Annotated in this window: 19 protein-coding genes and 2 rRNA genes; 6 read left to right on the plus strand and 15 right to left on the minus strand. The window is 45.3% G+C overall.

The window, feature by feature from the left end; all coding sequences use genetic code 11:
• Positions 1-49 precede the first annotated feature (49 nt).
• The 3 genes from NIT04_RS12465 to NIT04_RS12475 all read right to left on the minus strand — a co-directional run bounded on the left by NIT04_RS12465 (position 50) and on the right by NIT04_RS12475 (position 6085).
• A 23S ribosomal RNA gene (locus tag NIT04_RS12465) occupies positions 50-2983 on the minus strand.
• 352 nt (positions 2984-3335) lie between these two features.
• Positions 3336-4887: ribosomal RNA gene (locus tag NIT04_RS12470) — 16S ribosomal RNA — on the minus strand.
• Together the 16S and 23S rRNA genes form the textbook arrangement of a ribosomal RNA operon.
• Before the next feature lie 295 nt (positions 4888-5182).
• Positions 5183-6085, minus strand: a complete 903-nt coding sequence (locus tag NIT04_RS12475; protein ID WP_252503902.1) for a DMT family transporter — start codon at positions 6083-6085, stop codon at positions 5183-5185.
• A gap of 116 nt (positions 6086-6201) precedes the next feature.
• On the opposite strand from NIT04_RS12475, the gene NIT04_RS12480 reads away from it, so the two are divergent.
• Together NIT04_RS12480 and NIT04_RS12485 are read left to right on the plus strand one after the other, a co-directional pair.
• On the plus strand, positions 6202-6924 hold the full coding sequence (locus NIT04_RS12480) for an MgtC/SapB family protein (protein WP_252503903.1): 723 nt from the start codon (positions 6202-6204) through the stop codon (positions 6922-6924).
• 15 nt (positions 6925-6939) lie between these two features.
• On the plus strand, positions 6940-7950 hold the full coding sequence (locus NIT04_RS12485) for a cation diffusion facilitator family transporter (protein ID WP_252503904.1): 1011 nt from the start codon (positions 6940-6942) through the stop codon (positions 7948-7950).
• Positions 7951-7986: 36 nt separating this feature from the next.
• Here NIT04_RS12485 and NIT04_RS12490 read toward each other — a convergent pair whose 3' ends face one another.
• On the minus strand, positions 7987-9153 hold the full coding sequence (locus NIT04_RS12490) for an iron-containing alcohol dehydrogenase (RefSeq protein ID WP_252503905.1): 1167 nt from the start codon (positions 9151-9153) through the stop codon (positions 7987-7989).
• 105 nt (positions 9154-9258) lie between these two features.
• Between NIT04_RS12490 and NIT04_RS12495 the strand changes: the two genes are divergently transcribed.
• A complete protein-coding gene (locus tag NIT04_RS12495; protein WP_252503906.1) occupies positions 9259-9495 on the plus strand; it encodes a DUF378 domain-containing protein in 237 nt (78 codons plus the stop codon).
• Between the two features lie 173 nt (positions 9496-9668).
• On the opposite strand, the gene NIT04_RS12500 is transcribed toward NIT04_RS12495, so the two are convergent.
• From NIT04_RS12500 to pruA, 3 genes are all read right to left on the minus strand, one after another.
• The gene (locus NIT04_RS12500) at positions 9669-10913 is read right to left on the minus strand and encodes a Glu/Leu/Phe/Val dehydrogenase (protein WP_252503907.1); all 1245 of its coding nucleotides are present in this window, start codon (positions 10911-10913) and stop codon (positions 9669-9671) included.
• An 87-nt stretch (positions 10914-11000) separates the two neighbouring features.
• Positions 11001-12194, minus strand: a complete 1194-nt coding sequence (locus tag NIT04_RS12505) for an ornithine--oxo-acid transaminase (protein WP_252503908.1) — start codon at positions 12192-12194, stop codon at positions 11001-11003.
• A gap of 63 nt (positions 12195-12257) precedes the next feature.
• Positions 12258-13802 carry an L-glutamate gamma-semialdehyde dehydrogenase gene (gene pruA, locus NIT04_RS12510; RefSeq protein WP_252503909.1) on the minus strand — a complete coding sequence of 515 codons (1545 nt, stop codon included), beginning with the start codon at positions 13800-13802 and terminating at the stop codon, positions 12258-12260.
• Positions 13803-13944: 142 nt separating this feature from the next.
• Here pruA and NIT04_RS12515 point away from each other — a divergent pair, with 142 nt between their 5' ends.
• Positions 13945-15258 carry a sigma 54-interacting transcriptional regulator gene (locus NIT04_RS12515; RefSeq protein ID WP_252503910.1) on the plus strand — a complete coding sequence of 438 codons (1314 nt, stop codon included), beginning with the start codon at positions 13945-13947 and terminating at the stop codon, positions 15256-15258.
• A gap of 220 nt (positions 15259-15478) precedes the next feature.
• Here the strand turns inward: NIT04_RS12515 and yugI are convergent, their stop codons facing one another.
• The 6 genes from yugI to NIT04_RS12545 form a co-directional block, all read right to left on the minus strand.
• Positions 15479-15853, minus strand: a complete 375-nt coding sequence (gene yugI / locus NIT04_RS12520; protein WP_252503911.1) for a S1 domain-containing post-transcriptional regulator GSP13 — start codon at positions 15851-15853, stop codon at positions 15479-15481.
• 120 nt (positions 15854-15973) lie between these two features.
• Positions 15974-17701, minus strand: coding sequence for a hypothetical protein (locus NIT04_RS12525; RefSeq protein ID WP_252503912.1), 1728 nt, complete (start codon positions 17699-17701; stop codon positions 15974-15976).
• A gap of 37 nt (positions 17702-17738) precedes the next feature.
• The gene (locus NIT04_RS12530) at positions 17739-19448 is read right to left on the minus strand and encodes a hypothetical protein (protein WP_252503913.1); all 1710 of its coding nucleotides are present in this window, start codon (positions 19446-19448) and stop codon (positions 17739-17741) included.
• Between the two features lie 88 nt (positions 19449-19536).
• A complete protein-coding gene (locus tag NIT04_RS12535; protein ID WP_252503914.1) occupies positions 19537-21726 on the minus strand; it encodes a hypothetical protein in 2190 nt (729 codons plus the stop codon).
• Positions 21716-22270, minus strand: a complete 555-nt coding sequence (locus tag NIT04_RS12540) for an RNA polymerase sigma factor (protein ID WP_252503915.1) — start codon at positions 22268-22270, stop codon at positions 21716-21718. Before NIT04_RS12540 ends, NIT04_RS12535 begins: the two co-directional genes overlap by 11 nt.
• Before the next feature lie 103 nt (positions 22271-22373).
• Positions 22374-22634 (minus strand): DUF1871 family protein, encoded by a 261-nt coding sequence (locus NIT04_RS12545; RefSeq protein ID WP_252503916.1) that lies wholly within the window; start codon positions 22632-22634, stop codon positions 22374-22376.
• 83 nt (positions 22635-22717) lie between these two features.
• On the opposite strand from NIT04_RS12545, the gene NIT04_RS12550 reads away from it, so the two are divergent.
• A complete protein-coding gene (locus tag NIT04_RS12550; RefSeq protein ID WP_252503917.1) occupies positions 22718-23890 on the plus strand; it encodes a MalY/PatB family protein in 1173 nt (390 codons plus the stop codon).
• Positions 23891-23978: 88 nt separating this feature from the next.
• Here the strand turns inward: NIT04_RS12550 and NIT04_RS12555 are convergent, their stop codons facing one another.
• Positions 23979-24191 (minus strand): hypothetical protein, encoded by a 213-nt coding sequence (locus NIT04_RS12555; protein WP_252503918.1) that lies wholly within the window; start codon positions 24189-24191, stop codon positions 23979-23981.
• Between the two features lie 23 nt (positions 24192-24214).
• Positions 24215-24994 carry a peptidylprolyl isomerase gene (locus NIT04_RS12560; protein WP_252503919.1) on the minus strand — a complete coding sequence of 260 codons (780 nt, stop codon included), beginning with the start codon at positions 24992-24994 and terminating at the stop codon, positions 24215-24217.
• Between the two features lie 343 nt (positions 24995-25337).
• Between NIT04_RS12560 and NIT04_RS12565 the strand changes: the two genes are divergently transcribed.
• Positions 25338-26570, plus strand: a complete 1233-nt coding sequence (locus tag NIT04_RS12565) for an MFS transporter (RefSeq protein WP_252503920.1) — start codon at positions 25338-25340, stop codon at positions 26568-26570.
• Positions 26571-26593 lie beyond the last annotated feature (23 nt).

Genomic DNA, 26593 nt, shown 5'->3' on the forward strand with positions numbered 1-26593 from the left:
ACTAGATAAAACAGACATTGTTTCAAGTTCAACCGTACTTAAGTAACTTAAGGTTAAGTCCTCGATCGATTAGTATCCGTCAGCTGCACGTGTCGCCACGCTTCCACCCCGGACCTATCCACCTCATCTTCTTTGAGGGATCTTACTTACAAATGTAATGGGAAATCTCATCTTGAGGGGGGCTTCATGCTTAGATGCTTTCAGCATTTATCCCGTCCACACATAGCTACCCAGCGATGCCTTTGGCAAGACAACTGGTACACCAGCGGTGTGTCCATCCCGGTCCTCTCGTACTAAGGACAGCTCCTCTCAAATTTCCTGCGCCCGCGACGGATAGGGACCGAACTGTCTCACGACGTTCTGAACCCAGCTCGCGTACCGCTTTAATGGGCGAACAGCCCAACCCTTGGGACCGACTACAGCCCCAGGATGCGATGAGCCGACATCGAGGTGCCAAACCTCCCCGTCGATGTGGACTCTTGGGGGAGATAAGCCTGTTATCCCCGGGGTAGCTTTTATCCGTTGAGCGATGGCCCTTCCATGCGGAACCACCGGATCACTAAGCCCGTCTTTCGACCCTGCTCGACTTGTAGGTCTCGCAGTCAAGCTCCCTTATGCCTTTGCACTCTACGAATGATGTCCAACCATTCTGAGGGAACCTTTGGGCGCCTCCGTTACACTTTAGGAGGCGACCGCCCCAGTCAAACTGCCCACCTGACACTGTCTCCTGCCCGGATCACGGGCAAGGGTTAGAAGTCCAATACAGCCAGGGTAGTATCCCACCATTGCCTCCTCCGAAGCTGGCGCTCCGGATTCCAAGGCTCCTACCTATCCTGTACAGGCTGCACCGGAATTCAATATCAGGCTACAGTAAAGCTCCACGGGGTCTTTCCGTCCTGTCGCGGGTAATGCGCATCTTCACGCATATTATAATTTCACCGAGTCTCTCGTTGAGACAGTGCCCAGATCGTTACGCCTTTCGTGCGGGTCGGAACTTACCCGACAAGGAATTTCGCTACCTTAGGACCGTTATAGTTACGGCCGCCGTTTACTGGGGCTTCAATTCGAAGCTTCGCTTGCGCTGACCTCTCCTCTTAACCTTCCAGCACCGGGCAGGCGTCAGCCCCTATACGTCACCTTACGGTTTTGCAGAGACCTGTGTTTTTGCTAAACAGTCGCCTGGGCCTATTCACTGCGGCTCTCTCGGGCTTTAACACCCTACCAGAGCACCCCTTCTCCCGAAGTTACGGGGTCATTTTGCCGAGTTCCTTAACGAGAGTTCTCTCGATCACCTTAGGATTCTCTCCTCGCCTACCTGTGTCGGTTTGCGGTACGGGCACCTCCCGCCTCGCTAGAGGCTTTTCTTGGCAGTGTGAAATCAGGGACTCCGGGGATAATTCCCCTTGCCATCACAGCTCAATGTTATAGGAACGGGATTTGCCTCGTTCCACACCTCACTGCTTGGACGCGCATGACCAACAGCGCGCTCACCCTATCCTTCTGCGTCCCCCCATTGCTGATAACGGCGGGGAGGTGGTACAGGAATATCAACCTGTTATCCATCGTCTACGCCTTTCGGCCTCGACTTAGGTCCCGACTAACCCTGAGCGGACGAGCCTTCCTCAGGAAACCTTAGGCATTCGGTGGAAGGGATTCTCACCCTTCTTTCGCTACTCATACCGGCATTCTCACTTCCAAGCGCTCCACCAGTCCTTACGGTCTAGCTTCGACGCCCTTGGAACGCTCTCCTACCACTGACACCATAGGTGTCAATCCGCAGTTTCGGTGATCCGTTTAGCCCCGGTACATTTTCGGCGCAGCGCCACTCGACCAGTGAGCTATTACGCACTCTTTAAATGGTGGCTGCTTCTAAGCCAACATCCTGGTTGTCTGGGCAGCGCCACATCCTTTTCCACTTAACGGATACTTGGGGACCTTAACTGGCGGTCTGGGCTGTTTCCCTCTCGACTACGGATCTTATCACCCGCAGTCTGACTCCCAAACATAAATCATCGGCATTCGGAGTTTGTCTGAATTCGGTAACCCGGGATGGGCCCCTAGTCCAAACAGTGCTCTACCTCCGAGATTCTTTCGTTTGAGGCTAGCCCTAAAGCTATTTCGGAGAGAACCAGCTATCTCCAGGTTCGATTGGAATTTCACCGCTACCCACACCTCATCCCCGCACTTTTCAACGTACGTGGGTTCGGGCCTCCAGTAAGTGTTACCTTACCTTCACCCTGGACATGGGTAGATCACCTGGTTTCGGGTCTACGACCCCATACTCATTCGCCCTATTCAGACTCGCTTTCGCTGCGGCTCCGCATTCGCTGCTTAACCTTGCATGGAATCGTAACTCGCCGGTTCATTCTACAAAAGGCACGCCATCACCCATTAACGGGCTCTGACAACTTGTAGGCACACGGTTTCAGGTTCTTTTTCACTCCCCTTCCGGGGTGCTTTTCACCTTTCCCTCACGGTACTGGTTCACTATCGGTCACTAGGGAGTATTTAGCCTTGGGAGATGGTCCTCCCGGATTCCGACGGAATTTCACGTGTTCCGCCGTACTCAGGATCCACTCTGGAGGGAACGGACTTTCGACTACGGGGCTATTACCCGCTATGGCGGACCTTTCCAGGCCTCTTCGTCTAATCCGTCCCTTTGTAACTCCGTATAGAGTGTCCTACAACCCCAGGAAGCAAGCTTCCTGGTTTGGGCTCTTCCCGTTTCGCTCGCCGCTACTAAGGGAATCGATGTTTCTTTCTCTTCCTCCGGGTACTTAGATGTTTCAGTTCTCCGGGTGTGCCTCGTTCACGCTATGTATTCACGTGAACGTACTGCCCCATTACGGGCAGTGGGTTTCCCCATTCGGAAATCTTCGGATCACAGCTTACTTACAGCTCCCCGAAGCATATCGGTGTTAGTGCCGTCCTTCATAGGCTCCTAGTGCCAAGGCATCCGCCGTGCGCCCTTTCTAACTTAACCTTTATACGGCTTTCAATACGCTGCGCATTGCGTTGTCAGCTCAGTCGATCAGCCAGTCACGTACTGGAGTACGCTCCTTCCCTCTCTCCATCGCTTCCTAGCACTGCTTGCGTCTTGAAACCCTCGGGTGATTACCGATGCATAGCGATATGCAATGATAATCGTTAAAAAAGTATCGTTCAATCACTAAGTGATCGACTCGGTTGATTACTTGATGTTTTGTTGCTTCAATGTCGTTTTATCCAGTTTTCAAAGAACAAGTTTTGAAGTCATCATGAAAGATGAACCTTCAAAACTGAACGCAAAACGTCAACGTATGAACCCAAGGTTCATATTCCGTAATTATCCTTAGAAAGGAGGTGATCCAGCCGCACCTTCCGATACGGCTACCTTGTTACGACTTCACCCCAATCATCTGTCCCACCTTCGGCGGCTGGCTCCCGTAAGGGTTACCCCACCGACTTCGGGTGTTACAAACTCTCGTGGTGTGACGGGCGGTGTGTACAAGACCCGGGAACGTATTCACCGTGGCATGCTGATCCACGATTACTAGCGATTCCGGCTTCATGCAGGCGAGTTGCAGCCTGCAATCCGAACTGGGAACGGTTTTATGGGATTGGCTCCCCCTCGCGGGTTTGCAGCCCTTTGTACCGTCCATTGTAGCACGTGTGTAGCCCAGGTCATAAGGGGCATGATGATTTGACGTCATCCCCACCTTCCTCCGGTTTGTCACCGGCAGTCACCTTAGAGTGCCCAACTGAATGCTGGCAACTAAGATCAAGGGTTGCGCTCGTTGCGGGACTTAACCCAACATCTCACGACACGAGCTGACGACAACCATGCACCACCTGTCACCGCTGTCCCCGAAGGGAAAGGCGTATCTCTACACCGGTCAGCGGGATGTCAAGACCTGGTAAGGTTCTTCGCGTTGCTTCGAATTAAACCACATGCTCCACCGCTTGTGCGGGTCCCCGTCAATTCCTTTGAGTTTCAGCCTTGCGGCCGTACTCCCCAGGCGGAGTGCTTAATGCGTTAGCTGCAGCACTAAGGGGCGGAAACCCCCTAACACTTAGCACTCATCGTTTACGGCGTGGACTACCAGGGTATCTAATCCTGTTTGCTCCCCACGCTTTCGCGCCTCAGCGTCAGTTACAGACCAGAAAGCCGCCTTCGCCACTGGTGTTCCTCCACATCTCTACGCATTTCACCGCTACACGTGGAATTCCGCTTTCCTCTTCTGTACTCAAGTCCTCCAGTTTCCAATGACCCTCCACGGTTGAGCCGTGGGCTTTCACATCAGACTTAAAGGACCGCCTGCGCGCGCTTTACGCCCAATAATTCCGGACAACGCTTGCCACCTACGTATTACCGCGGCTGCTGGCACGTAGTTAGCCGTGGCTTTCTGACGAGGTACCGTCAAGGTACGGGCAGTTACTCCCGTACTTGTTCTTCCCTCGCAACAGAGCTTTACGATCCGAAAACCTTCTTCGCTCACGCGGCGTTGCTCCATCAGACTTTCGTCCATTGTGGAAGATTCCCTACTGCTGCCTCCCGTAGGAGTCTGGGCCGTGTCTCAGTCCCAGTGTGGCCGATCACCCTCTCAGGTCGGCTACGCATCGTCGCCTTGGTAGGCCGTTACCCCACCAACTAGCTAATGCGCCGCGGGCCCATCCTGCAGTGACAGCCGAAACCGTCTTTCAGAGTTCCTCCATGCGGAGGAACTGATTATTCGGTATTAGCCCCGGTTTCCCGGAGTTATCCCCATCTGCAGGGCAGGTTGCCCACGTGTTACTCACCCGTCCGCCGCTAACATCAGGGAGCAAGCTCCCATCAATTCGCTCGACTTGCATGTATTAGGCACGCCGCCAGCGTTCGTCCTGAGCCAGGATCAAACTCTCCATAATAGAGAAATTCGAGTAGCTCGAGTTTCTTGCTGGCATCATTTAAGATGTCAATTTCGAATCCGAAGATTCGTTTTGTCTGTTCGCCGACGGGGTCGGCTACTAGACTTTATTTGTTGACGTTTTGCTGTTCAGTTTTCAAGGTTCATTGTCTGTCGCTTTTTGCGGCGACTTCTTAATCATAACACTCTGCCTCTCTCAAGTCAACAACTTTTTTTAATTTGTTTTCTTCGTTTCGTTAAAGTTGTTGTTGTCTCTTAAGGACAAGTAATACTATACCTCATAAATGAATAAGAAATCAAGCCTTTTTCAAAAATAATTTTTCGCGAAGCTTTTTTATATCGACAATGAACAAGAGAATGCCTGCTATGACAACGATTCCTCCCGTTATTTGCGCTGCAGAAAGCTTTTCGTGAAGGATATAGAATGCAAGAACTGACGCGCCTACAGGTTCAAAAAGTATAGCAATGGAAATGACATTCGTACTGACCCACTTTACCGCCCAATTGAATAGTGAGTGTCCTAACAGGTTTGGTATGAGCGCAAGTAGGAAGAACCAGAACCAATTTGATGTTGAATAAGGACCAAATGACTCTCCTTTAATAAGGACATAAAAAAAGAGCGTAACTGTACTGATTGAGTATAGAAGGAACGTATAAGTAATAAGAGACAATCGTTTACGGACTTCTTGTCCGAAAAGCAAGTATGCGGTTATTAATGCACAGGCAGCCAAAGCAAGCATATCACCGAAAAAAGCAGTTCCGCTTAACTGGAAGTCGCTCCAACTGATAATGACGCTACCTGCTATCGCAATAACTGCCGATAAGATGGTTTTAACTGAAAGCTTCTCTTTAAAGAAGAAATACGTACCGACAAACGCAAAGATCGGCTGCAATGTAACGAGGACGGTTGAACTTGCGACAGAAGTGTAGTTCAACGACTCAAACCATAGAATGAAATGAAAGGCTAGGAAAACACCGGCAACCGCCGAAAAGATCCAGTCTTTCTTCGTTAATAGAAAAACTTCCTTCCTATATTTAGCTAGGAATAACGGAAGCATGAGAATAACTGTGAACAACATACGGTAAAAAGCGATGACGCCGGAATCGGCTGTCGTCAGTTTTACGAATATTGCTGAGAGCGCCACTGATATGACACCTATGATAATCGGGATATAAGGATGAATTGTAGGCTTTTCCATGATGCACACTTCTCTTTCCAAGGGAATACAGGTTAGTTCGTAACCATTTTAGGCTAAAGACAATATAAAGAGTATAGCACATCTTCATCAAGATGATGATAGTGGGGGGAAATCAAATGGAGTGGATTATGAACAACTCAATGTATCCCGAAGTATTAATTAAAATTGCAATTGCTTTAGGTTTAAGTTTAATTATCGGGGTAGAAAGGGAAATTAAGAAGAAGCCGATCGGTTTGAAAACGAGCGCGGTCATCTCGACCTTCAGTTGTCTATTAACCATCGTCTCAATAGAAGCAGCATATCTTGTTCCAGCCAGGGACGATATTAATGTAACGATGGATCCATTGCGACTTGCAGCACAAATCGTGAGCGGAATCGGCTTCCTCGGCGCTGGTGCCATCCTAAGAAGAGAAAACGATAATATTACAGGTTTAACGACAGCGGCAATGATTTGGGGAGCTGCGAGTATCGGAATTGCAGTCGGTGCTGGATTTTATATTGAAGCAGCGTTTGCTGTATTAAGCATCCTTTTCGTCATCGAGGTTATCGCACCTCTCCTTAGCAAGTTTGGGCCGAAAAGAATTCGTTCGAAGGAGGCTGCGTGTATCGTTGTCATTTCGGATAAAAGAAAAATTGATAATTTGATTCAAATCTTGAATTCCGAAAATATGAAAGTGGAAAACTTGCGTATTCGGCAAGTGCACTTTGATGATAAGCCATCAGTGCATGAAGTCGATTTCCGTCTGGATGCATTGCCCAAAAAAGAAACTACTCAATTATACACTGAGCTAACTGAACTACCTTATATTGAATCAGTCGAAATTGAAATTTTCCCTTAATGGAGGCTAATTGATATGAAAGATATTTTACGCTTGCTTAAGGATGGCAATAAACCGTCACTGTTGGCCGCAATCGTCAACGCCGCCATTGCCATCCTTAAAGCAGTCGCCTATATGTTGACTGGAAACGTAGCGATGTTTGCAGAAACGTTGCACTCCTTGGGAGATGCGGCAAACCAATTTTTTGTGTATATAGGTTCCGCACTCTCCAAGAAAGCGCCAACCCCGAGTTTTCCTAACGGATTCGGAAGGGTTGTCAACCTTGTCTGTTTAGGTGCTGTCATCATCGTCGGAATCATGTCGTACGAGGCAGTAAAGGAAGGTTGGCATCATGTATTGAATCCAACCGAGACAAAAGGGCTCCTCATCAATTTAAGTGTTTTAGGTCTAGCCACGGCACTGGAATTTTTCGTTTTACTGAAGGCTTCGAAAGAAGTTGCGCATGAGTCAGGACAAGCCTATTCAGGGTTGAAAGCATTCGGCTACAGTTTGACGCACCTAAACAAAGCGAAGCCCGCTACTAAATTGGTCTTTATGGAAGACATGGTTGCAACTATCGGGGGGTTATTGGCTTTTGTCGCAGTATTGGTTGCCCATTTCACCGGATTCCTTCAGGCGGAAGGTATTGCATCCATGTTGATTGGCTTTATGATGTTCTATGTCGTCGGAAAGGTGTTCCTCGAGAATGCAAGAGGAGCAATTGGAGAAACCGATGAAGAGATGTTGAACCATATTTCGCAAATTATCGCCGAAGATCCCGATATAAAGGACATCCAAAAAGTAGAAGTGATCAAAGAAGGTGAATACCTTCACGTCGAAGTGATTGCTGAAGTGGATCCGACACAAACCGTCGCATATATCGATGATGTTAGGGACAGGCTAATGGCTTTAGTGTTGAAGCAAAAAGGCGTCCGCGAAGCATTGATTTCATTTGATGAAGATGATGGCATCAAAACTTGGCAAGGAGTAAAAGAACCTACAATATCTGAAGAAGCACGGAAGAAATTGCCGGAAGGAAAAAAGTAGAGGGTGGAATTATCAATTCCCCTCTACTTTCTTTCATTATAATGAAGCTTCCAATATGGTTTTGACTTCCTCTTCACTCAGTTGAGCAAATCTGCCGAGCGGCCCATTGATTGCCGCTTTCTTTGCCATAATGTCAATCTTCGAGTCATCGATGCCGTAATCCGCTAGCCTTTCAGGCGCACCGATAGCTGTCCAATACGCTCTCAGTTTGTCAATTCCTTCATTTGCAACATCCTCATCTGATTTGCCTTCGGGATCTACTCCGAATACGTTGACTGCCAACCTCGCATAGCGCGCCGGGTTCAACTTCAGCGTATGTCTCATCCAATGCGGGAAAAGAATCGCCAATCCTCCAGCATGCGGAATATCGTAAACTGCAGATACGGCATGTTCAATGTCATGCGTCCCCCAGTCACCACCCGCATTCCCCATGCCTAAAAACCCATTCAATCCCCAAGTGCCGCCTAGAAGGATTGTTTCACGCAACTCATAGTTCTGCAAATCATCTACGAGCTTTTCACCCGCTGCCATGATCGCCCGCAATGCCCCTTCGCACAACTCATCCTGTAGCGGAGTATTGGTCGCACTATGGAAGTACTGCTCAAAAATATGCGACATCATATCGACGATGCCGTAAACGGTTTGATCCTTCGGCAAGGATAGCGTATAAGTTGGGTCGAGTATTGAGAATTTCGGATAGTTGAATGGACTTCCCCATCCGTATTTTTCTTCAGTTTCTTCATTTGTAATAACGGACCCTGCATTCATTTCAGAACCGGTCGCCGCTAGCGTCAAAATTGTCCCGAAAGGAATCGCGTCTTTTGGAGAGTCTTTCTTAATGACAAAATCCCATGGGTCGCCGTCATATTTTGTAGCTGTCGCAATTAGCTTCGTACAATCAATGACTGACCCTCCGCCAACCGCCAGTATGAAATCAATGTCATGCTCTTTACAGAGTTCAGCCCCTCTTCTCGCCGTGCTGATACGCGGGTTCGGCTCGACACCTGCAAGTTCGAACACTTCCTTTTGCTCTTCTTTCAAGATTTCCATCAATTCATTATAAAGACCATTCTTTTTAATGCTTCCTCCTCCATATACAACGAGGATCCTGTTTCCATAAGCCGACAGTTCCTTTGCCAGCTGCGCTATAGAGTTTTTCCCAAAAATCAACTTTGTTGGGTTGTGAAAAATGAATTCCTTCAATTATATGACCTCCTTTTTCTACTGTTCATTATCCAAGAACGAATTGAACGATGCAAGTATGTAACGGCACGAATTGGGAATGCTACCAATAGGAGGTGAACCGCTTTGGCTCGAAAACTAGCGCTGGCCATTACAATTATCGGTGCTCTGAATTGGGGAGTCGTCGGGATTTTCAGCTTCGATGTCGTAGCCCAATTTTCAAATGGTCATGCACAACCACTTGCACGCTTTTTTTATAGTATCGTCGGGATTTCCGGACTCATTTCGCTAGGGTTGCTATTCGACACATGGCGCGAGAATAATGCGGAACTTGTTACTGTCGCGGAGCCGGAAGAAGTGTAAAAAAGCATCTCCCGTTATCCAGGAGATGCTTTTTTATATCTATCTTTTTTGTTATCATCCAGCTCCGGTTGGCAACTGCTCGGGTCATAAGCCAGCTCCGCTACACGGCGAAGAACGCCGTTTCGCAGATCCGTCTTATGCCTGTCGCAGTTAACCGCCAACCTCCGCTTTTGTTATGCCCATCCTCTGAATCGGGATGCTTCCGCTGTTTTGCGGATTCCGATCATGTATGCAGCAAGACGCATATCAATATTTCTTGTTGTCGCAACGTTATATACGTTCTCGAATGCGTCAACCATTTTAGTTGTCATTTTTTCGCGAACTTCGTCTTCTGTCCAGTAATAACCCATGTTGTTCTGAACCCATTCGAAGTAGGAAACTGTTACGCCGCCGGCACTTGCAAGTACGTCAGGCACAAGGAGGATTCCTCGCTCCGTAAGTATTTTCGTAGCTTCAGAAGTTGTTGGACCATTTGCCGCTTCCACAACGATAGTCGCTTTAATGTTATTAGCATTCTTCTCTGTGATTTGATTTTCGATAGCCGCTGGAACTAGAATATCGCAATCCAATTCCAATAGTTCAGCGTTCGTGATCGTATTATCAAAAAGTGTTGTAACCGTTCCAAAGCTGTCACGACGATCTAACAGATAGTCGATGTCCAAACCATTCGGGTCATGAAGTGCGCCATAAGCATCGGAAATACCGATAACTTTCGCACCTGCATCATGAAGGAATTTGGATAGGAAACTTCCTGCGTTTCCAAATCCTTGGATGACAACACGTGCCCCTTTCATATCAATTCCACGTTTTTTCGCCGCTTCATTAATAATGATTGTGACACCTTCTGCCGTTGCACGGTCGCGCCCTTGGGAGCCGCCGAGTACAATCGGTTTACCTGTAATGAAACCAGGGGAGTTGAATTCATCAATTCTACTATATTCATCCATCATCCAAGCCATAATTTGCGCATTTGTGAAAACGTCCGGTGCAGGGATATCTTTAGTCGGTCCCATTACCTGGCTCAATGCACGTACATATCCACGGCTCAAACGCTCTAGCTCGCCCATCGACATTTCTCTCGGGTCGCAGATAATTCCGCCTTTACCGCCGCCATACGGCAGATCGACAATTCCCGCTTTCAATGTCATCCACATTGACAACGCGCGCACTTCATCAGCAGTTACTCCAGGATGGAAGCGGACGCCGCCCTTCGTTGGACCGACAGCATCGTTATGTTGTCCGCGGAAGCCAGTGAATACCTTCACTTTTCCATCATCCATGCGGACAGGAATTCTAACTTCCACCATACGGATTGGTTCTTTCAGAAGATCGTACATTCCTTCATCATAGCCTAGTTTGTCAAGTGCATCCTTAATGACAACTTGTGTAGACGTAAACAGATTCAGGTTTTCAGTCATGTAAAAGTTCGCCTCTTTGATTTCATAATGTTTTTTCTACCGCACATATTGTACCATACACCAGATAGATTTTGGGCACTAATTTATTTAACTTGCAAAAACTTTATTGATTTTCTCTAAAGCCCAATCTAATTCTTCTTTTGTGATAATTAAAGGCGGTGCGAAACGGATAACTGTGTCATGCGTCTCTTTGCAGAGCAACCCGAGTTCTTTCAGCTTTTCGCAATAAGGACGTGCTGCTTCTGTCAGTTCGACACCGATGAACAGACCGCGCCCACGCACTTCTTTGATCGACGGATGGTTAATGTTCTGTAATTGTTCAATGAAGTAATTTCCTAGTTCAAGTGACTTATCTGCAAGCTTCTCATCCTGTAAAACTTCCAAAGAAGCGATTGAGACAGCACACGCCATTGGATTTCCTCCGAATGTGGATCCGTGGGAACCCGGATTGAAAACTCCGAGAATATCTTTATTGGCTACGACGCAAGAAATCGGGAACACGCCGCCGCCTAAAGCTTTCCCTAAAATGTACATGTCGGGTTCGAAACCTTCCCATTCACAAGCGAACATTTTACCAGTACGGCAAAGACCTGCCTGGATCTCATCCGCAATGAATAGGACGTTATGTTTTTTACAAAGTTCGTAAGCTTCCTTCATATAGCCGGCAGGCGGAATGAGGATTCCCGCTTCCCCTTGGATCGGCTCGATGATGAATGCAGCTGTGTTCGGAGTGATCGCATCTTCCAATGCCTTCAAATCACCAAAGTCAACTAGCTTGATGCCTGGAAGCATTGGCCCGAAACCGCGCTTATATTCGGCTTCCGATGAAAGGGAGACCGCCGTCATCGTACGCCCGTGGAAGTTCCCGTTGCAACCGATGATTTCAGCTTTATTCTCCTCAACGCCTTTGACGTCATAAGCCCAGCGGCGAGCTGCTTTGATAGCTGTTTCAACAGCTTCCGCCCCCGTGTTCATCGGCAATGCCATGTCTTTCCCTGTCAGTTCGCAAACCAATTCATACCACGGACCAAGTTGGTCGTTATGGAATGCGCGTGATGTCAATGTCACTTTGTCTGCCTGGTCTTTCAACGCCTGGATGATTCTCGGGTGGCGGTGTCCTTGGTTCACAGCTGAATACGCAGATAGCATATCCATGTACTTATTCCCCTCAGGATCCTTGACCCAAACACCTTCCGCTTCAGAAATGACAATTGGCAGTGGATGGTAGTTGTTCGCCCCGTATTTATTCGTTTGTGAAATGATCTTTTCAGAAACCGACATGTATTTTTCCTCCCCTTTTGTATGTATAGCAGGAAGCAGTTCCCAGAACTGCTTCCTATTTAATTAGAATGTTTCCGATGTCGTTTTGCCTTGCATGTGTAGTTGCAAGTAGTCTGGGCCGCCTGCTTTGGAATCCGTTCCGGACATGTTGAATCCGCCGAATGGCTGGTAGCCTACGATAGCGCCTGTGCAGCCACGGTTGAAGTACAAGTTTCCAACGTGAAAATCTTGACGAGCTTGTTCGATATGCTCGCGGTTGTTCGTGATGACAGCGCCTGTTAAGCCATAGTCTGTATTGTTTGCGATTTCGATTGCTTCGTCGAAGTTTTTCGCTTTCGTAAGTGCAACGACCGGTCCGAAAATCTCTTCCTGCATGATGCGTGCTTTCGGGTCGACGTCCGCAAATACAGTCGGTGCAACGAAGAAGCCTTTCGAGCTGTCCCCTTCTCCACCTGCCACAAGACGTCCCTCTTCTTTTCCGATTTCGATGTAGCTCATAATTTTATCGAATGAAGCTTGGTCGATAACCGGTCCTGCAAAGTTGGATTGTTTCGTAGGATCTCCGTACGTCAATTCTTTCGTCAATTCTTCAACACGTGCAACGACTTGATCGTATACTTCTTCGTGAATAACCGCACGTGAACATGCTGAACATTTTTGTCCGCTGAATCCGAAAGCGGACTTGACGATAGATTGTGCTGCCAATTCAAGATCTGCATCATTGTCTACAACGATCGTATCTTTACCGCCCATTTCAGCGATTACGCGTTTCAACCAGATTTGGCCTTTGTTCACTTTTGCAGCACGCTCGTAAATGCGAGTTCCGATTTCACGTGAACCTGTGAAAGAAACGAAACGTGTTCTTGGATGGTCAACGAGGTAGTCGCCAACTTCCGCTCCTGAACCCGGGATGTAGTTGACTACTCCTGCAGGCATTCCCGCTTCTTCAAGCACTTCCATGAATTTATAAGCAACGACAGTCGTTGTAGATGCAGGTTTCAACAACACTGTATTTCCTGTTACTAATGCAGCTACAGTCGTGCCTGCCATGATCGCCAATGCGAAGTTCCAAGGCGAGATGACTACGCCAACTCCGAGAGGGATGTAATCGAATCGGTTGAATTCACCAGGACGGCTTTCCACCGGCATGCCGTTTTTCAATGTAAGCATTTGACGTCCGTAGTATTCCAAGAAGTCGATCGCTTCTGCTGTATCTGCATCCGCCTCATTCCACGGCTTGCCCGCTTCCTTTGTCAAGAGCGCTGAAAACTCATGTTTGCGGCGACGAATGATCGCTGCAGCTTTGAACAATACATCCGCACGGAATTCCGGCTTCACTTTGCTCCAAGTTTTGAAAGTTTCATCCGCGACGTTCATCGCTTTTTCAGCAAGATCTCTGCTCGCTTTGGAAACTCGGCCGATAACTTCCTCTTTATTAGCTGGGTTTGTCGAAACAAGTTTATCTTCTGTCATAATACGCTCGCCGCCGATGATCAACGGGTAGTCTTGCCCAAGATAGCCCTCGACGGTTTTTAACGCTTGCTCATATGCTTTTCTGTTTTCATCTTGTGTAAAATCTGTAAATGGTTCGTGTTTGTACGGGATCATGTTACTCCTCCTCAGTTAGTTAGCCGCAAAATTAATTTGCATTTAATCTATAGTTCCATATATAATAATGCAAGAGATTGTTGCACATTTCAAGTCTTTTTGTTTATTTTGCAAAAAAAACATAAACGGACGGTGTTGATTCGTGAATAAAATCGAAAAGAACCTTTTTCCCCTATATGAATTCGCAGTGAATCGAGCCGGCGTCGGTATCCATGCAGTGGATCATTCCGGCAAAACCGTTATCTATAACGATAAGATGAAAGCGATAGAAGGGTTGGAACTTGAAGAAGTCGGAGATCGCTCCATTCTGGAGCTATTCAACTTCGATCAGGAAGAGAGCACTTTATTGAAAGTGCTTCAAAGCGGCACAAAACAGCTGAATGTCAAACAGACATACTGGAATCGGAAAGGGCATGAAATTACGACAATCAATGACACATATCCTGTATTCAATGAAGGCGAGCTTGTCGGCGCAGTGGAAATAGCAAGGGATGTCACTGCACTTGAAAGGTTCGTCCTGCATCCATTGCGTAAAAATAGCGATCCGGTAACGTTCAATCAGATTGTCGCTGCTTCGGATGAAATGAAGACAGTCATATCGACAGCTCGCAAAGCGTCCGACGCAAAATTGCCTGTGCTCCTCATCGGTGAGTCGGGCACAGGAAAAGATTTAATAGCTGAAAGTATTCATAACGAATCGTCACCTGCTAATGGTCGCTTCCTTGCGCTTCACTGCCACCAATCGGACGCGGAGCTGATCGATCGGCTCGACGAAGACTTGAAGATGTCTGAACCGTTCACGTTATTCTGTGAGCGTATCGATTTATTATCCATCTCCCTTCAGCAAAAGCTCTTTATGTTCTTAAAAAAGTCGGCTCAAGCCGACCGACAATTCATCGCAAGCATCGGCGACGACCCTGTCGAATTGATTGCAAAAGGAAGTCTGTTGAAGGAACTCTATTATTTCTTCGCTTCTTTCACAATACGAGTATCCCCTTTAAGGAAACGGAAAGAGGATATCGTATCGTTCGTCACAACCTATTTTGCCAGACGTAAGGAACGGTTCGGCACTTCTCTCACTGGAATTACGAAGGAGGTAGAGGAATTATTCCTGCACTACAATTGGCCCGGAAATATGCGAGAGCTTGAATTTTTGCTCGATGAAATCTCTTCCCTTGCCACTACCGAGACGGTGCTCACATATGAAATGCTGCCTCTTCACTTCCGACTGAAAAGTGGTGGAATGGGCGATACACCTACACAGGCAGTCGATTTCATCGTGAATCCCGAAAAGGAACTCATGCCACTCGATCGGTATTTAAAGGAAGCGGAAGAATATTATTTGCTGAAGGCAATGAAGCTTCATGACGACAATATTACGAAAACTGCTAATGCACTTGGCATGAGCAGGCAAAACCTTCAATATCGATTGAGGAAATTAAAAAACGGGAGATAGGCTCAAATGGCCTTCTCCCGTTTTTCATGTTTTTCACGTCTAGCTCCGAGTGGCTGGAAGGATGCCTTAATTTCCGCAAAAACCGCAGAAATACGGCAAATCGAACCCTTCGCAGTTCGATTCTCTCAGGTCATAAGCCAAAGTTACTGTGTGGCAAAAACCGCCACTTCGCATCTTCGTCTTATGCCTGTCGAGTCTAACCGCCACTCTCTGCTTTTGTTTAGTAACCGGAACGATCAATCCAGTCTTTCAGTTTGTCTTTTAATGAATTGAAGCCTTCCGCATCGTGCTCTTTTACTTTATCTTGCAGCGATTTGCGGGGGCGGCCCGTTTTTTGGTGGTTGTTCGGCGCTTCTTGGAGTGCACGGATGGATAGGCTAATTTTGCCCGCGTCATAATCGACCTCCAACACTTTCACTTTCACTTCATCGCCAACAGCTAAATAGTCATTGATGTCCCTAACGAAACCATATGTGATCTCAGAAATATGGACGAGACCTTGCGTCTCTTCATCAAGTGCGACAAATGCTCCATATGGCTGGATGCCCGTCACCTTGCCAGTCAACTCTTCCCCCACTTCATATTTTTTACCCATGTGAAACAGCTCCCAATCTTTTTGGTATCGAATCTGCCTATACGGCCATCCGCAATTATACCATAGAGAGCCCTTTCTAATCAAAGAATATGACAGGTAAATTGTAAAGATTCAATTATTTTATCTCACACTGATTTCGTTCATTTTCTTTTTAAGCTCTCCCCAAACACCATACTCAATCAACTGTTCATAATAAGAAGAGGATTTCCAGTTAGAGTCTTCCATTTCATTAATAAGTTGCCGTATAATTTTCCCCGATGGTGAACGTTCTCCAATTGATGCAAGTTGCTTCCATTTATCCCTTATTTCATTCCTGACAACTCCCGATGCATCGAAAATCCCCTTTTCACTATTAAAACCCGCAGCAGTAGTGAACATCAAAATATAGTGAGAGTTGAAAAGATCAATCAGCTGATCACTTTCCTTTATTTTCGGTAACGCATCTTCCAGAACAAGCAGAGCTTTCACATGCTCTTCAAATGTCCCTGTATAGCTAATATGCAAATCACCAGTCAACAGGGTTATATATATTTGCATGTCTGGATGTAGGTTCCTGCGTAATACGTCTTCCAACTCAGGAGTTCCATATTTCGTTGTTAAAGGTGAAATATTCTTCATACTTGTTAAGGAATAATATTGAGTAGTCATGCCATCAATCGCATTTTGCAGCTCGATCGGGAATGATGACTTTTGCTCCAATAGTTTATCGATATCTACCAAACCATCGTTAACTAGATCAGAGGTCAAAACTATTTCTGCATTCTCACTCACAATCTTATAATAAGCATTTCCAAGGAAATCATTTTTCTTGTACAATTCATCCAAAAATGCCAAGCTTTGCTCACGGTCATTGATTAGTGGATCTTTTTGTAGCTGTTCCACCATTTCCGAAGGCAAGCGTAATTCGAAAACCAACTCGTCGTATTTTTGCTTCGCTTCTTTTTTATTAAAACTTCCGCCCTCCTTCATTTGATTTTCCAAATCGCGAATGAGCTTTTTATACTTGTATTTCGTATCATAACCGTATGTTCCAGGCGATACATTATGTGAATAGCCTTGGAAAACGAAAGAGTAGCCTCCATATGCTTTTTCTGGTTCAGACAATCCAATTAATTCGAACCGGCTATCCAACTCTTGTTGAAACGAAATGTTCAGTTTCTCAATGAAACGCTCATCAGATGATTTCTGATAAGCATCGCTTCTAAGAACTGAAATGAAGAGTAGGGCTATTATCATAACCGTTCCTGCACCCCAGAGAATAAAAGGCTTTCTCCGTTTCACTATAGTTTTTGGTTCCCCCACAGGTGGGACGCCTTTACTTTTCAGAATAAAAATGTTCGACTCTTTAAAATAAGTTGGCAGTCTTTGATAAGACAAATTCAAAAACTCGAGTTTCTTCTCTACATGTGGCTCATCCAGTAAAAACAGCGCCTCTTGTAACGACAGTTCCACTTGCTGGTCAGTCATGCATACTATCGCTGCAATGTCTGATATGGATTTATTATGAAATTTGGCGAGGATAAATGGGATCTTAACCTCTTGCGGCAACCCGATTATTCGTCGATGCAGTTCAGTATCCTCTTCAAACGGAAATAACCCTTCCACTGAGTTATCAGGCATTAGTTCATTCAATTCTTTTATACTATTTTTAAAGAGGACTATTTCCTCCAGCTGTTCCTCTGTCAGTTGACCAATTTCTTCAAACAAATCCCTGAAAACAGTTTCAGCCACTTTCCCCGCTTCTTTTGGTGTAACTCCGTGTTGAATCGCAAAACGCTCAATTGCCCGGATATGCAAGTCCATCCATTCTTTAAACGCTTCTCGATCCCCATCAATTATTCTTTTCACTATACTCCCCATGCCTCCCCCACCTCCCTATCTATATTTACTTATTACCTTTTCTCGCTTCTTTAATTTTCGTATCCAACTTTACAGACAGGTTTTTTTCAACTTCATATTCCATTTCTGCCATCCAATTTTGCTCTTCCAATTCCTTGACCAGCTCTCGCATTATTTGAACGACTATATTATTCTCGTCCCTTGACGCAATACGTTGCCAACGCTCTCTAAATTCGGGTTTTATCGACAGATGTTGGTCGTAAATGCCTCCTTGCTCATAAACGCCCGTTATAGAATAGAATAACCACATATACCCACTGTCCAGAGATTGATGCAATTCATCACTTTTCTTTGTCTTTGGCAACTCCTGTTCAATATAAGAAAGAGCGTCCATTTTCTCCTCAAACGTTCCGCTATAGCTGACTCGTTCACTTTCTCCTGTTAACATATACACGTATATTTTCATATCCGGATGTAACTTTTGTTGGAGTACTTCCAACGCTTCAGGCGTGCCGTATTGCGGAAATAGCGGGGCAACATCCTTTAATCCCGTCAAATAGAACGATTGAGTCGCCATGCCGTCGATTGCCTTTTGAAGTTCAGTTGGATAATTAGACTCTTTAGCAAGGAAACGATCCAAGTCCACAATCCCGTCTTCATTCAATTCGGATGACCAGATGACTTCCTCATTTATGGCTAACACCTCAATATAGAAGGTCATCAAGTAATTAATTTTCATGTACAGTTCATCCAAAAACCTGATGCTCTCTTCCCGATTTTCTGTTTTCGGATTATCTAGTAAGTCCTCCATCATTTCCGAAGGCAATCTTAATTGGTGAATCAATGTCTCATACGTATGAGTAGCTGCCTCTCTGTCAATTTCCCCATCTTTCTCTATTTGCTTCTCAAGTTTTACAATAAACCTGTGAAATGCCTTTTTTGGCTCGTTTGCATAAATTTCAAGAAAACGGTAGCCATCATTTTCTTCCGGTTGAATTAATCCAATTAACGCAAACCGCTCATCCAGTTCCTGTTGAAAAGAAGTTTTCAGGTTTTCGATAAACTTCTCCGAAGAGGACCTCTGGTAGGCATCGCTTCTAATAACCGAAATGAACAAAAGGACAATGAGAATGACTCCCCCTACACTCCAAAGGATAAAAGGCTTTCTTTTAACGGCCTTTGCTCTCTCTTCTTGAACCGGAGGCGTGTCTTGATGATCCTGATTAAAAATATTCGACTTCTCATAGGCCGGCATTAATCTTTCGTATGATGTATTTAAAAATTCGAGTTTCTTTTCCAAATTGGACTCATCAATTGTCATCAGTGCCTCTTCGATCGAATGGGCGGCCTGTTGTTCGGTTTGGTCCAATATGGCGGCAATTTCCGATATGGATTTATGGTGGAATTGAGCAAATATGAAAGGAACTTTCACCTCATGCGGCAAACTGATTATTTTGCGATGCAATTCGTTATCCTCTTCAAATGGAAATAAACCTTCAGGAGAGTCGGCAAGCGTCAAACCATTCAACTCGTGAAGAACACTTTTAAGGAGGTATCTTTCCTCTAACTGTTCTTGTGTCATTTCACCAAGCCTGCGGAATATGTCCCTAAAAACAGTTTCTGTAACCTTACCCGCTTCTTTTGGCGAAATCCCGCATTGAATAGCGAAACGCTCAAGCTTCCGAATATGCATATCCACCCATTCCTTGAAAGCTTCTTGGTCCCCTAGAAGAATTCTTTTCTCTAGAACTTTCAATCAGACCCCCACTTCCCGTTGCAAAACTAAATCTACTTCAACTATACCAAATAGACAGAAAAAAGACTGCCGAATTTGGCAGTCTTTGTTATTTTTCAAACGGATTGAATTTTACTCGCCAGCCGTCTTCCGTCCAGACCATATGGAATTTCCTTTCGGGCGGAAGATCTGGATATAGCTCTGTGTCGACTGTAAGCGTTGCAATGCCAGGCCAGTTTCCGTTTTTGTCTTGCTCTAGGCCTTGGAAGGAAACTTTCTTATACATTTTGTCATCGTAGGGTAGGAAGTATTTTTCGGGATTTTTCAAATAGATTTCCTTATCGACCACTCCCGAACCGTCTCCTTGATAGAACAGTTCATATTGATTTTCATAAAAGCCTTTATCGCCGGAATAGAAATACATAGCGAGAATATCAAGTGGTTGGCTCCATCTTAAATAGCCATCAATATCATCCGTACTGACCATTCCTTCATAATAAAAAGCAGCCATACTCATTATTTCATCTTCGAAATCCATTTCCGGACTCATATGATGAGAAGGAAGTACTTTAATATTCTTGGTTCCGACTTCCCAAATGCCTTCCTCGTTAAAGATCATCGGAACTTCCCCAACTGAACCCGGAAATGTCACCGAGCTATAGAATGTATGCTGATCTCGATAGACTGCTTGCCCGTTAAACCGTACCTCGCCGGGTTTGTGGAAGTATGAAAGACCTTTCCTCCAGTTTTCCACGTACATTTCCAGTGTATATTCTATACCTGTTTCATCATACTTCAAATGGTTTTCATTCGTTAAATAATACATCGTTTCGGGATCATCCAATTCATTCGCAAGATCAAACATGGCAAGCACATGAACGGGTGATACCCCTTTCAGCAAGGATTTATCATATGACTTCTTAAAATCTTCGTACAAGCCTTGAACTTCACTCTCAAATGAAGCATCTGGCAACTGGATAGTGACGTCCTGGAAATCGGGTCTTTCCCCATACATATATTCCTCAAGCACTCCTCCCCTGTATAGGACAAGCGCTTTCTCCAACTCATAATCATAATTGTCTAAAGCATCCCAGCTCGCCGATTTCCTCCAGCCCGACGCCTCCATTTCTTCGATGATCGGGTCCAGGATATAACGCATTGGAGTTGCCTGCCCACCTCCAGCCATATTTCGCCACGCCTCTTGGTATTCAGGAAGCAATACGCCATCTGCATCAAAGATCTTTGTTTGTTCGCTGCCTTTCAGAAGTTGGTAGAACAATCTACTATAGTACCTTTTTAAGATCGGATATAAAGTGGAATCCTGTTCCACATTCATGAGGGTATACTCCATATCCTGCATCATTGAGCTCGATTGAAGTGGCGGATGATCAAGAATGCCTCCAAACATATACGGCTCATAAATGAGCATTTCTCGGTATCCAAACGTATGCGTATGAAGATTTGAATTGAGCTCTTGATGCAACTGTGACTCATAATATCGCGGGCCGATTTCACCCAAATACTTGTCTGTTTCCAGACGGAAAGATTGCTCCTTCATTGTGTTGATCATGTTTTGCAGCTGTTCTGGGAAACTCTTGCTCGTAAGCATTATTATTTCCGCCTTGTCAACAGATGGGCTGACTTCAAATTCTTTAATGGCATCATAATTTTGGGAATTGATCGTTCCATAAACGAAGAGCAGTCTTTTCACCTTCTCGCGGTATGTTGCAATAAAATCGATGCTTCCTGCTTCATCGTCGGTTAACGGATTTCGCTTCAAATCTTGAATCATCTCAGAGGGTAATTTTAATTCTTCAATCGCTTGATTATATTGATTTAACAGGATTTCTTTTGGGTTTTTATTTTGTTTAACACTCTTTAGATAACTTTCCATCGAAAGCATAGATATTGAACTCGAACCCACGTACTGATTCAAATGCTCTTCACCCATTTTGAGCATTTCCCTGCGCTTTTCCTTTTCCACTTCGTACTTCGCTTTCAATTCCTCAATATAGTCGTCCAGCTCCGCTGAGTCGACTATATTCTCCTCAGACTGCTGTTTCTGATCAAAAATATATCCAGTTCCAATGAGCCCGAGAATGAATATACTTGCAATGCCCATGGCCCAAATGGTGAACGTCTGTCTGACTCCACCTTTTGAAGGTTTTTGCTCCTTCGGTTGGGGAGCTTTCTCCTGATCAATCTTCCGAAAAACTTCATCCGGATCAAATGAGGAAGGCACACGTTCATACGACTTTTTCAAAAACTCCATCCGCTTTTCAAAATTATCATTGGCCATGTGTTAAGCCTCCCTTCATGTCCATCTCTTTTTTCAAACTGTCCTTCGCTCTGAAAATCCGGGTTTTCACTGTTGCCAACGTTATATTCATGACATCCGCGATTTGCTGGTACGTCAAATCTTGAAAATAAAATAGGATCAGCGGAATTCTATATTTCTCCTCCAGCCGAAGGATCGCTTCATGCAATGACCGATCTTCCTCAAACAGTAGAACTTTCGCTTCGGATGATTGATGGTGCACCAAGTTCCCTTCCGCTTTCATTCGCTCCTCCTTTGCAGTCTCCCTGCCCTCTTTTCGATAATAGTCACGCGCCGTATTAAGCGTAATTTTATATAACCAAGTCGTGAACCTTTGCTGGTTGAATTGCGGCAGAAACCTGTATAACTTTATGAACACTTCCTGAGTCACATCCGGTATATCATGAAGGCGAACGCCGCATTGGTATGCAAACTTTTCGACTGTTCGAAAATGCATTTGCATCAATTGCGCAAATGCTTCCCTTTCCCCATTTTGCGCACGTGTGATCAAATTAGATTCTTCCATAGTACCCCCCACTCTCCATCCCCTCTGATGATGATACGACAGTTACCCCATTATTGTTTCAAATTAAAAAACCGCATCTACATTTTCGTAGATGCGGACATTATTACACTATACATTTTGCTTCATATTTTATCGCCAATAACTTATACGCTATTTGCATGCATTTCTCTAGTGGAATCCAAAGCTCATAAGAATGCTCATAGATCTCACGGATACGTTTCGCAAGGTCGGTCGGGTGATCAAGAACTTGGAGCTCCGCAACAACATCGGCAATTTCAAGTTCATATGCTTTTCTGCCGACATTGAAGGGATCCCAATCTTCAAGCAGCAAGATTGCTTTTTTATTCATCTCAATTGTTTGCACGACAAGTCACCTTATTTTTTTCTTTTCTTTCATTTATGATAGCATAGTAATTGAAAAGAAAAAAGGAAATGAGGGATATTGGCATGAAAGAATTCGAACTAGTCATTGATCGAAAAAATACCCGTTCGGTGAAATGGGGCAATATGGAAGCCGTTTACGGAGTGGAAGACGCTTCGGAAGTTTTACCGATGTGGATAGCAGATATGGATTTCAAGGCTCCGCAGCCCGTCATCGCAGCCATGCAGGAGCGGTTGGACCATGGAGTTTTCGGATATTCTTACATATGCACTAAATGTAAAGACGCTGTCCGGACTTGGCTTTCAGAGAGACACGGATGGGAAACCGAAAATGATTGGATGCTTTTCCATCACGGCGTTGTTCCTGCAATTGCTACGGTTGTCGAGACATTCACGAATGTCGGCGATAATATTTTAATCACCCCGCCTGTCTATCATCCGTTCACCATTGTACCGAGCAATCAAAAACGTAATATTGTCGAGTGTAAACTGCGTGAAGAGAACGGCAGCTACTCGATTGATTTCGAGGCTTTCGAAAAATCTTTACAGCAAGATGTTAAATTATTTATCTTATGCCATCCACATAATCCTGGGGGCATTGTTTGGTCAGAGGACGAATTGCGAAACATCCTCCGTCTATGTAAGAAATATGATGTGCTGATCCTTTCTGATGAAATTCATGCAGATCTTGTCCTCCCTGGCTTTAAGCACATTCCTCTAGCACAACTGGCGGAAGAAGAAGGCGGGCAAGTCATCACGTGTATCGCTCCGACAAAGACTTTTAACTTGGCGGGTGTACAGGCTGCAGTCATGATTACAAAAGAAGAGGATCTCAAGCAGGCGCTCCAACAAAATGCAATGGCCCATGGTCAAATGGAATTGAATGCATTTGCCACTTCCGCCCTTATTTCTGCATTCACGGAGTGTGAAGAATGGCTCGATAATTTGCTGCAAATCATTTCATCCAATATGGATTATGTCATTAGCACATTAACAGAGGCAGTTCCGGGGATTCAAATTCAAAAACCGCAAGCGACGTACTTATTATGGATCGATTACCGCGAAACTGGGCTATCTGAAAAAGAGATGATGGACAGGTTGTTGAATAAAGGAAAGCTGGCGCTAGAGCCTGGTACGAAGTATGGCGAAGCCGGCAAAGGATTCCTTCGCATGAATGTCGCCACTCCACGTGCGATTGTTGAAGATGGAGTAAAGAGATTCATCATGGCAATGGAATAAATCGATGTAAAGACGGATCCCAAGGGGGTTACGTCCTTGTTTTACTGTAAAAAGGCATGATCCTGTAAATCGGATCATGCCTTTTGCATTAAAAATCTTGTTTTTCTCTAGCTTCGCGGCGTTCGCGTAAGATTCGTTCTTCCAGCTCACGAGTTTCCTCTTCCTGTTTTTTTGAAATCCGCTGGATCCACCTATAGGTGATCACAAGAAGAATCATAAAAATAACAAAGGAGATTGCTGCTGGAATATATTCTGATTTATCTTCCGGGAAGTAAAGGAACGGCATTAGTAGAACGTTCATTTACGTACACTTCCTAACGTGTCTTATTTCTGGATGATTTCAATCGATTCGATAGAAATTTCTTCAGCCGGCTTGTCTGATCGATCTGTCTTAGCAGATGCGATCTTATCTACAACATCCATTCCTTCGATCACTTGACCGAAAACAGTATGCTTCTGATCTAGATGAGGTGTACCACCATTCGCTTCGTACGCTTTGGCGATTTCTTCAGGCCAGCCGCCTTTTGTCAATTGCTCTGCTGAAGCAGGAGGATTTGAAGCTTGTACGATGAAAAATTGGCTTCCGTTCGTGTTTGGACCGGCATTCGCCATCGACAATGCCCCTCTTAAGTTGAAAAGATCCATCGTGAATTCATCTTCGAATGAATTCCCGTAGATGCTTTCCCCGCCCATACCTGTACCTGTCGGGTCGCCGCCTTGGATCATGAAATCTTTAATGACACGGTGGAAAATGATTCCGTCATAATAGCCGTTCTCTGCATGTGTCAAAAAGTTCTCGACTGTTTTTGGCGCTTGTTCTGGGAATAGTTTAATCTTAATCGGACCCATTGTCGTATTCATGACGACAAGAGCTTCGTTCGCTGCTACTTCATTTGATAATTGTGGATACATAGTCGTGGCCTCCTCATTGGTCGCTTCATCTGATGATTCATCATCAGTTTTTTGGTCTTGCTCTTCGTCTTCGCTTTGCGCATTCGACGATCCATTCGTTGCCGTTTCCTGCCCCTTTTGTTCACTTTGACCACAAGCGGCTAGCAACAATAGTAAAAAGATTGAAAGCAATGTTAGCGACATCTTTTTCATAATCATTCACCCTGAAACAGTTTACCATAACCATACTGCATTTTCATATGATAAGCATGAAATTTCCTTCGGGTCCCGAACTGTTCTATAATAAGCAAAAGCGCAGGGCGACCGCCTAGAGGCGACAGGCATAAGGCAAAGATGCGTCGTGGCGCTTTTTTGCCACAGAGCATCTTTGCCTTATGACCCCGAGCCTCTGGCGCCCGGAGTCTAGACGTGATGAATCACACATTACGTTTACTTCCCTCAAGCAAAGGGAAATCCTATTTTGATAAACATTTGCCAATAAACAAATCGCCGATGTGATTGAAAGTCGGCGTATTAATGAAAGCGGGTCACTTACATGAATGTACAAAAACGGAATTTCATCATCATCTGGTTCTCAAACTTTCTAGTTGCCGGTACGATGACGATGATCATGCCCTTCTTGTCTTTATATATTGAAACGTTCGGGGATCATTCGGATGCATATGTTCAAAAATGGGCTGGATTGATTTTCGGAGCGACGTTCATCACCGCTTTGATTATGGCGCCTGTTTGGGGACGCATTGCCGATAAGTACGGGTTTAAACCGATATTGCTTATTAATGGCTTTGGTATAGCAATCTCCGTCTTCATGATGGGGTTCGTCCATTCTGTTGAAGCATTCTTCATCCTCAGGCTTTTCAACGGAATCGTCACTGGATTCATTCCAACATCGCTCGCATTTGTTTCATCTCAAACCGCAAAGGAAGAAGCGGGCAAAAAGCTTGGGACATTGCAAATGGGAAGTGTGACGGGAACGCTTTTCGGACCTGCGTTAGGTGGATTATTGGCCGATGCGTTCGGATTTCAATATACGTTCATCGTCACTTCGATATCGGTTGTCATCGCGGCCCTGATTGTGTTATTCGGAATTAAGGAACAAAAGAAAGTAAAAGATAAGAAGAAGGTTCACTACTCAAGGAAAGTCATCCTTAGCGGACTGCTCCATCATCGTCTTATGTTAAATATTATGCTTGTCACTGCCTTGATCCAAGTCGGCAACTTCAGCATTCAGCCCCTTCTATCACTTTACGTGGCGGAGCTGACCGATTCAAATGACGTCGCGTTCCTGGCGGGGCTCACCTTCAGTGCTGCGGGAATCGGAAACCTCCTGTTCGCGAGGAAGTGGGGAAAATTGGGGGATGACATTGGGTATGAGAAAGTGCTCGGCGCATTGCTCATCCTTTCCTTCATCTTCATAATCCCTCAAGCATTCGTTTCGTCCATCTGGCAATTGATGATTTGTAGGCTTCTCTTCGGAATTGCGATAGGCGGCATGATTCCGATCACTACTGCTCTCGTTAGGCGTGAAGCACCTGTCGAAATGCAAGGAGAAGTGATGGGATACAATACGAGCTTCCGATTTCTCGGCAATATTATCGGACCGATGTTTGGCGGAATCATCAGTGGCTACATCGGCATTTCGTCCGTTTTCCTCTTGACCGGCGTCCTATTCCTTATCGGGTTCGGATTCCTTTATCTAGCCAAACGAAAGCCCGTTCAAGATTTTGAAGATTTCTTGGAGCAGGAAAACAGACAAGCAAACGTTTAACTTTAGCACATTTCCAAAACGGA

The sequence above is a fragment of the Sporosarcina sp. Marseille-Q4943 genome, assembly GCF_943736995.1.
Classification (GTDB): domain Bacteria; phylum Bacillota; class Bacilli; order Bacillales_A; family Planococcaceae; genus Sporosarcina.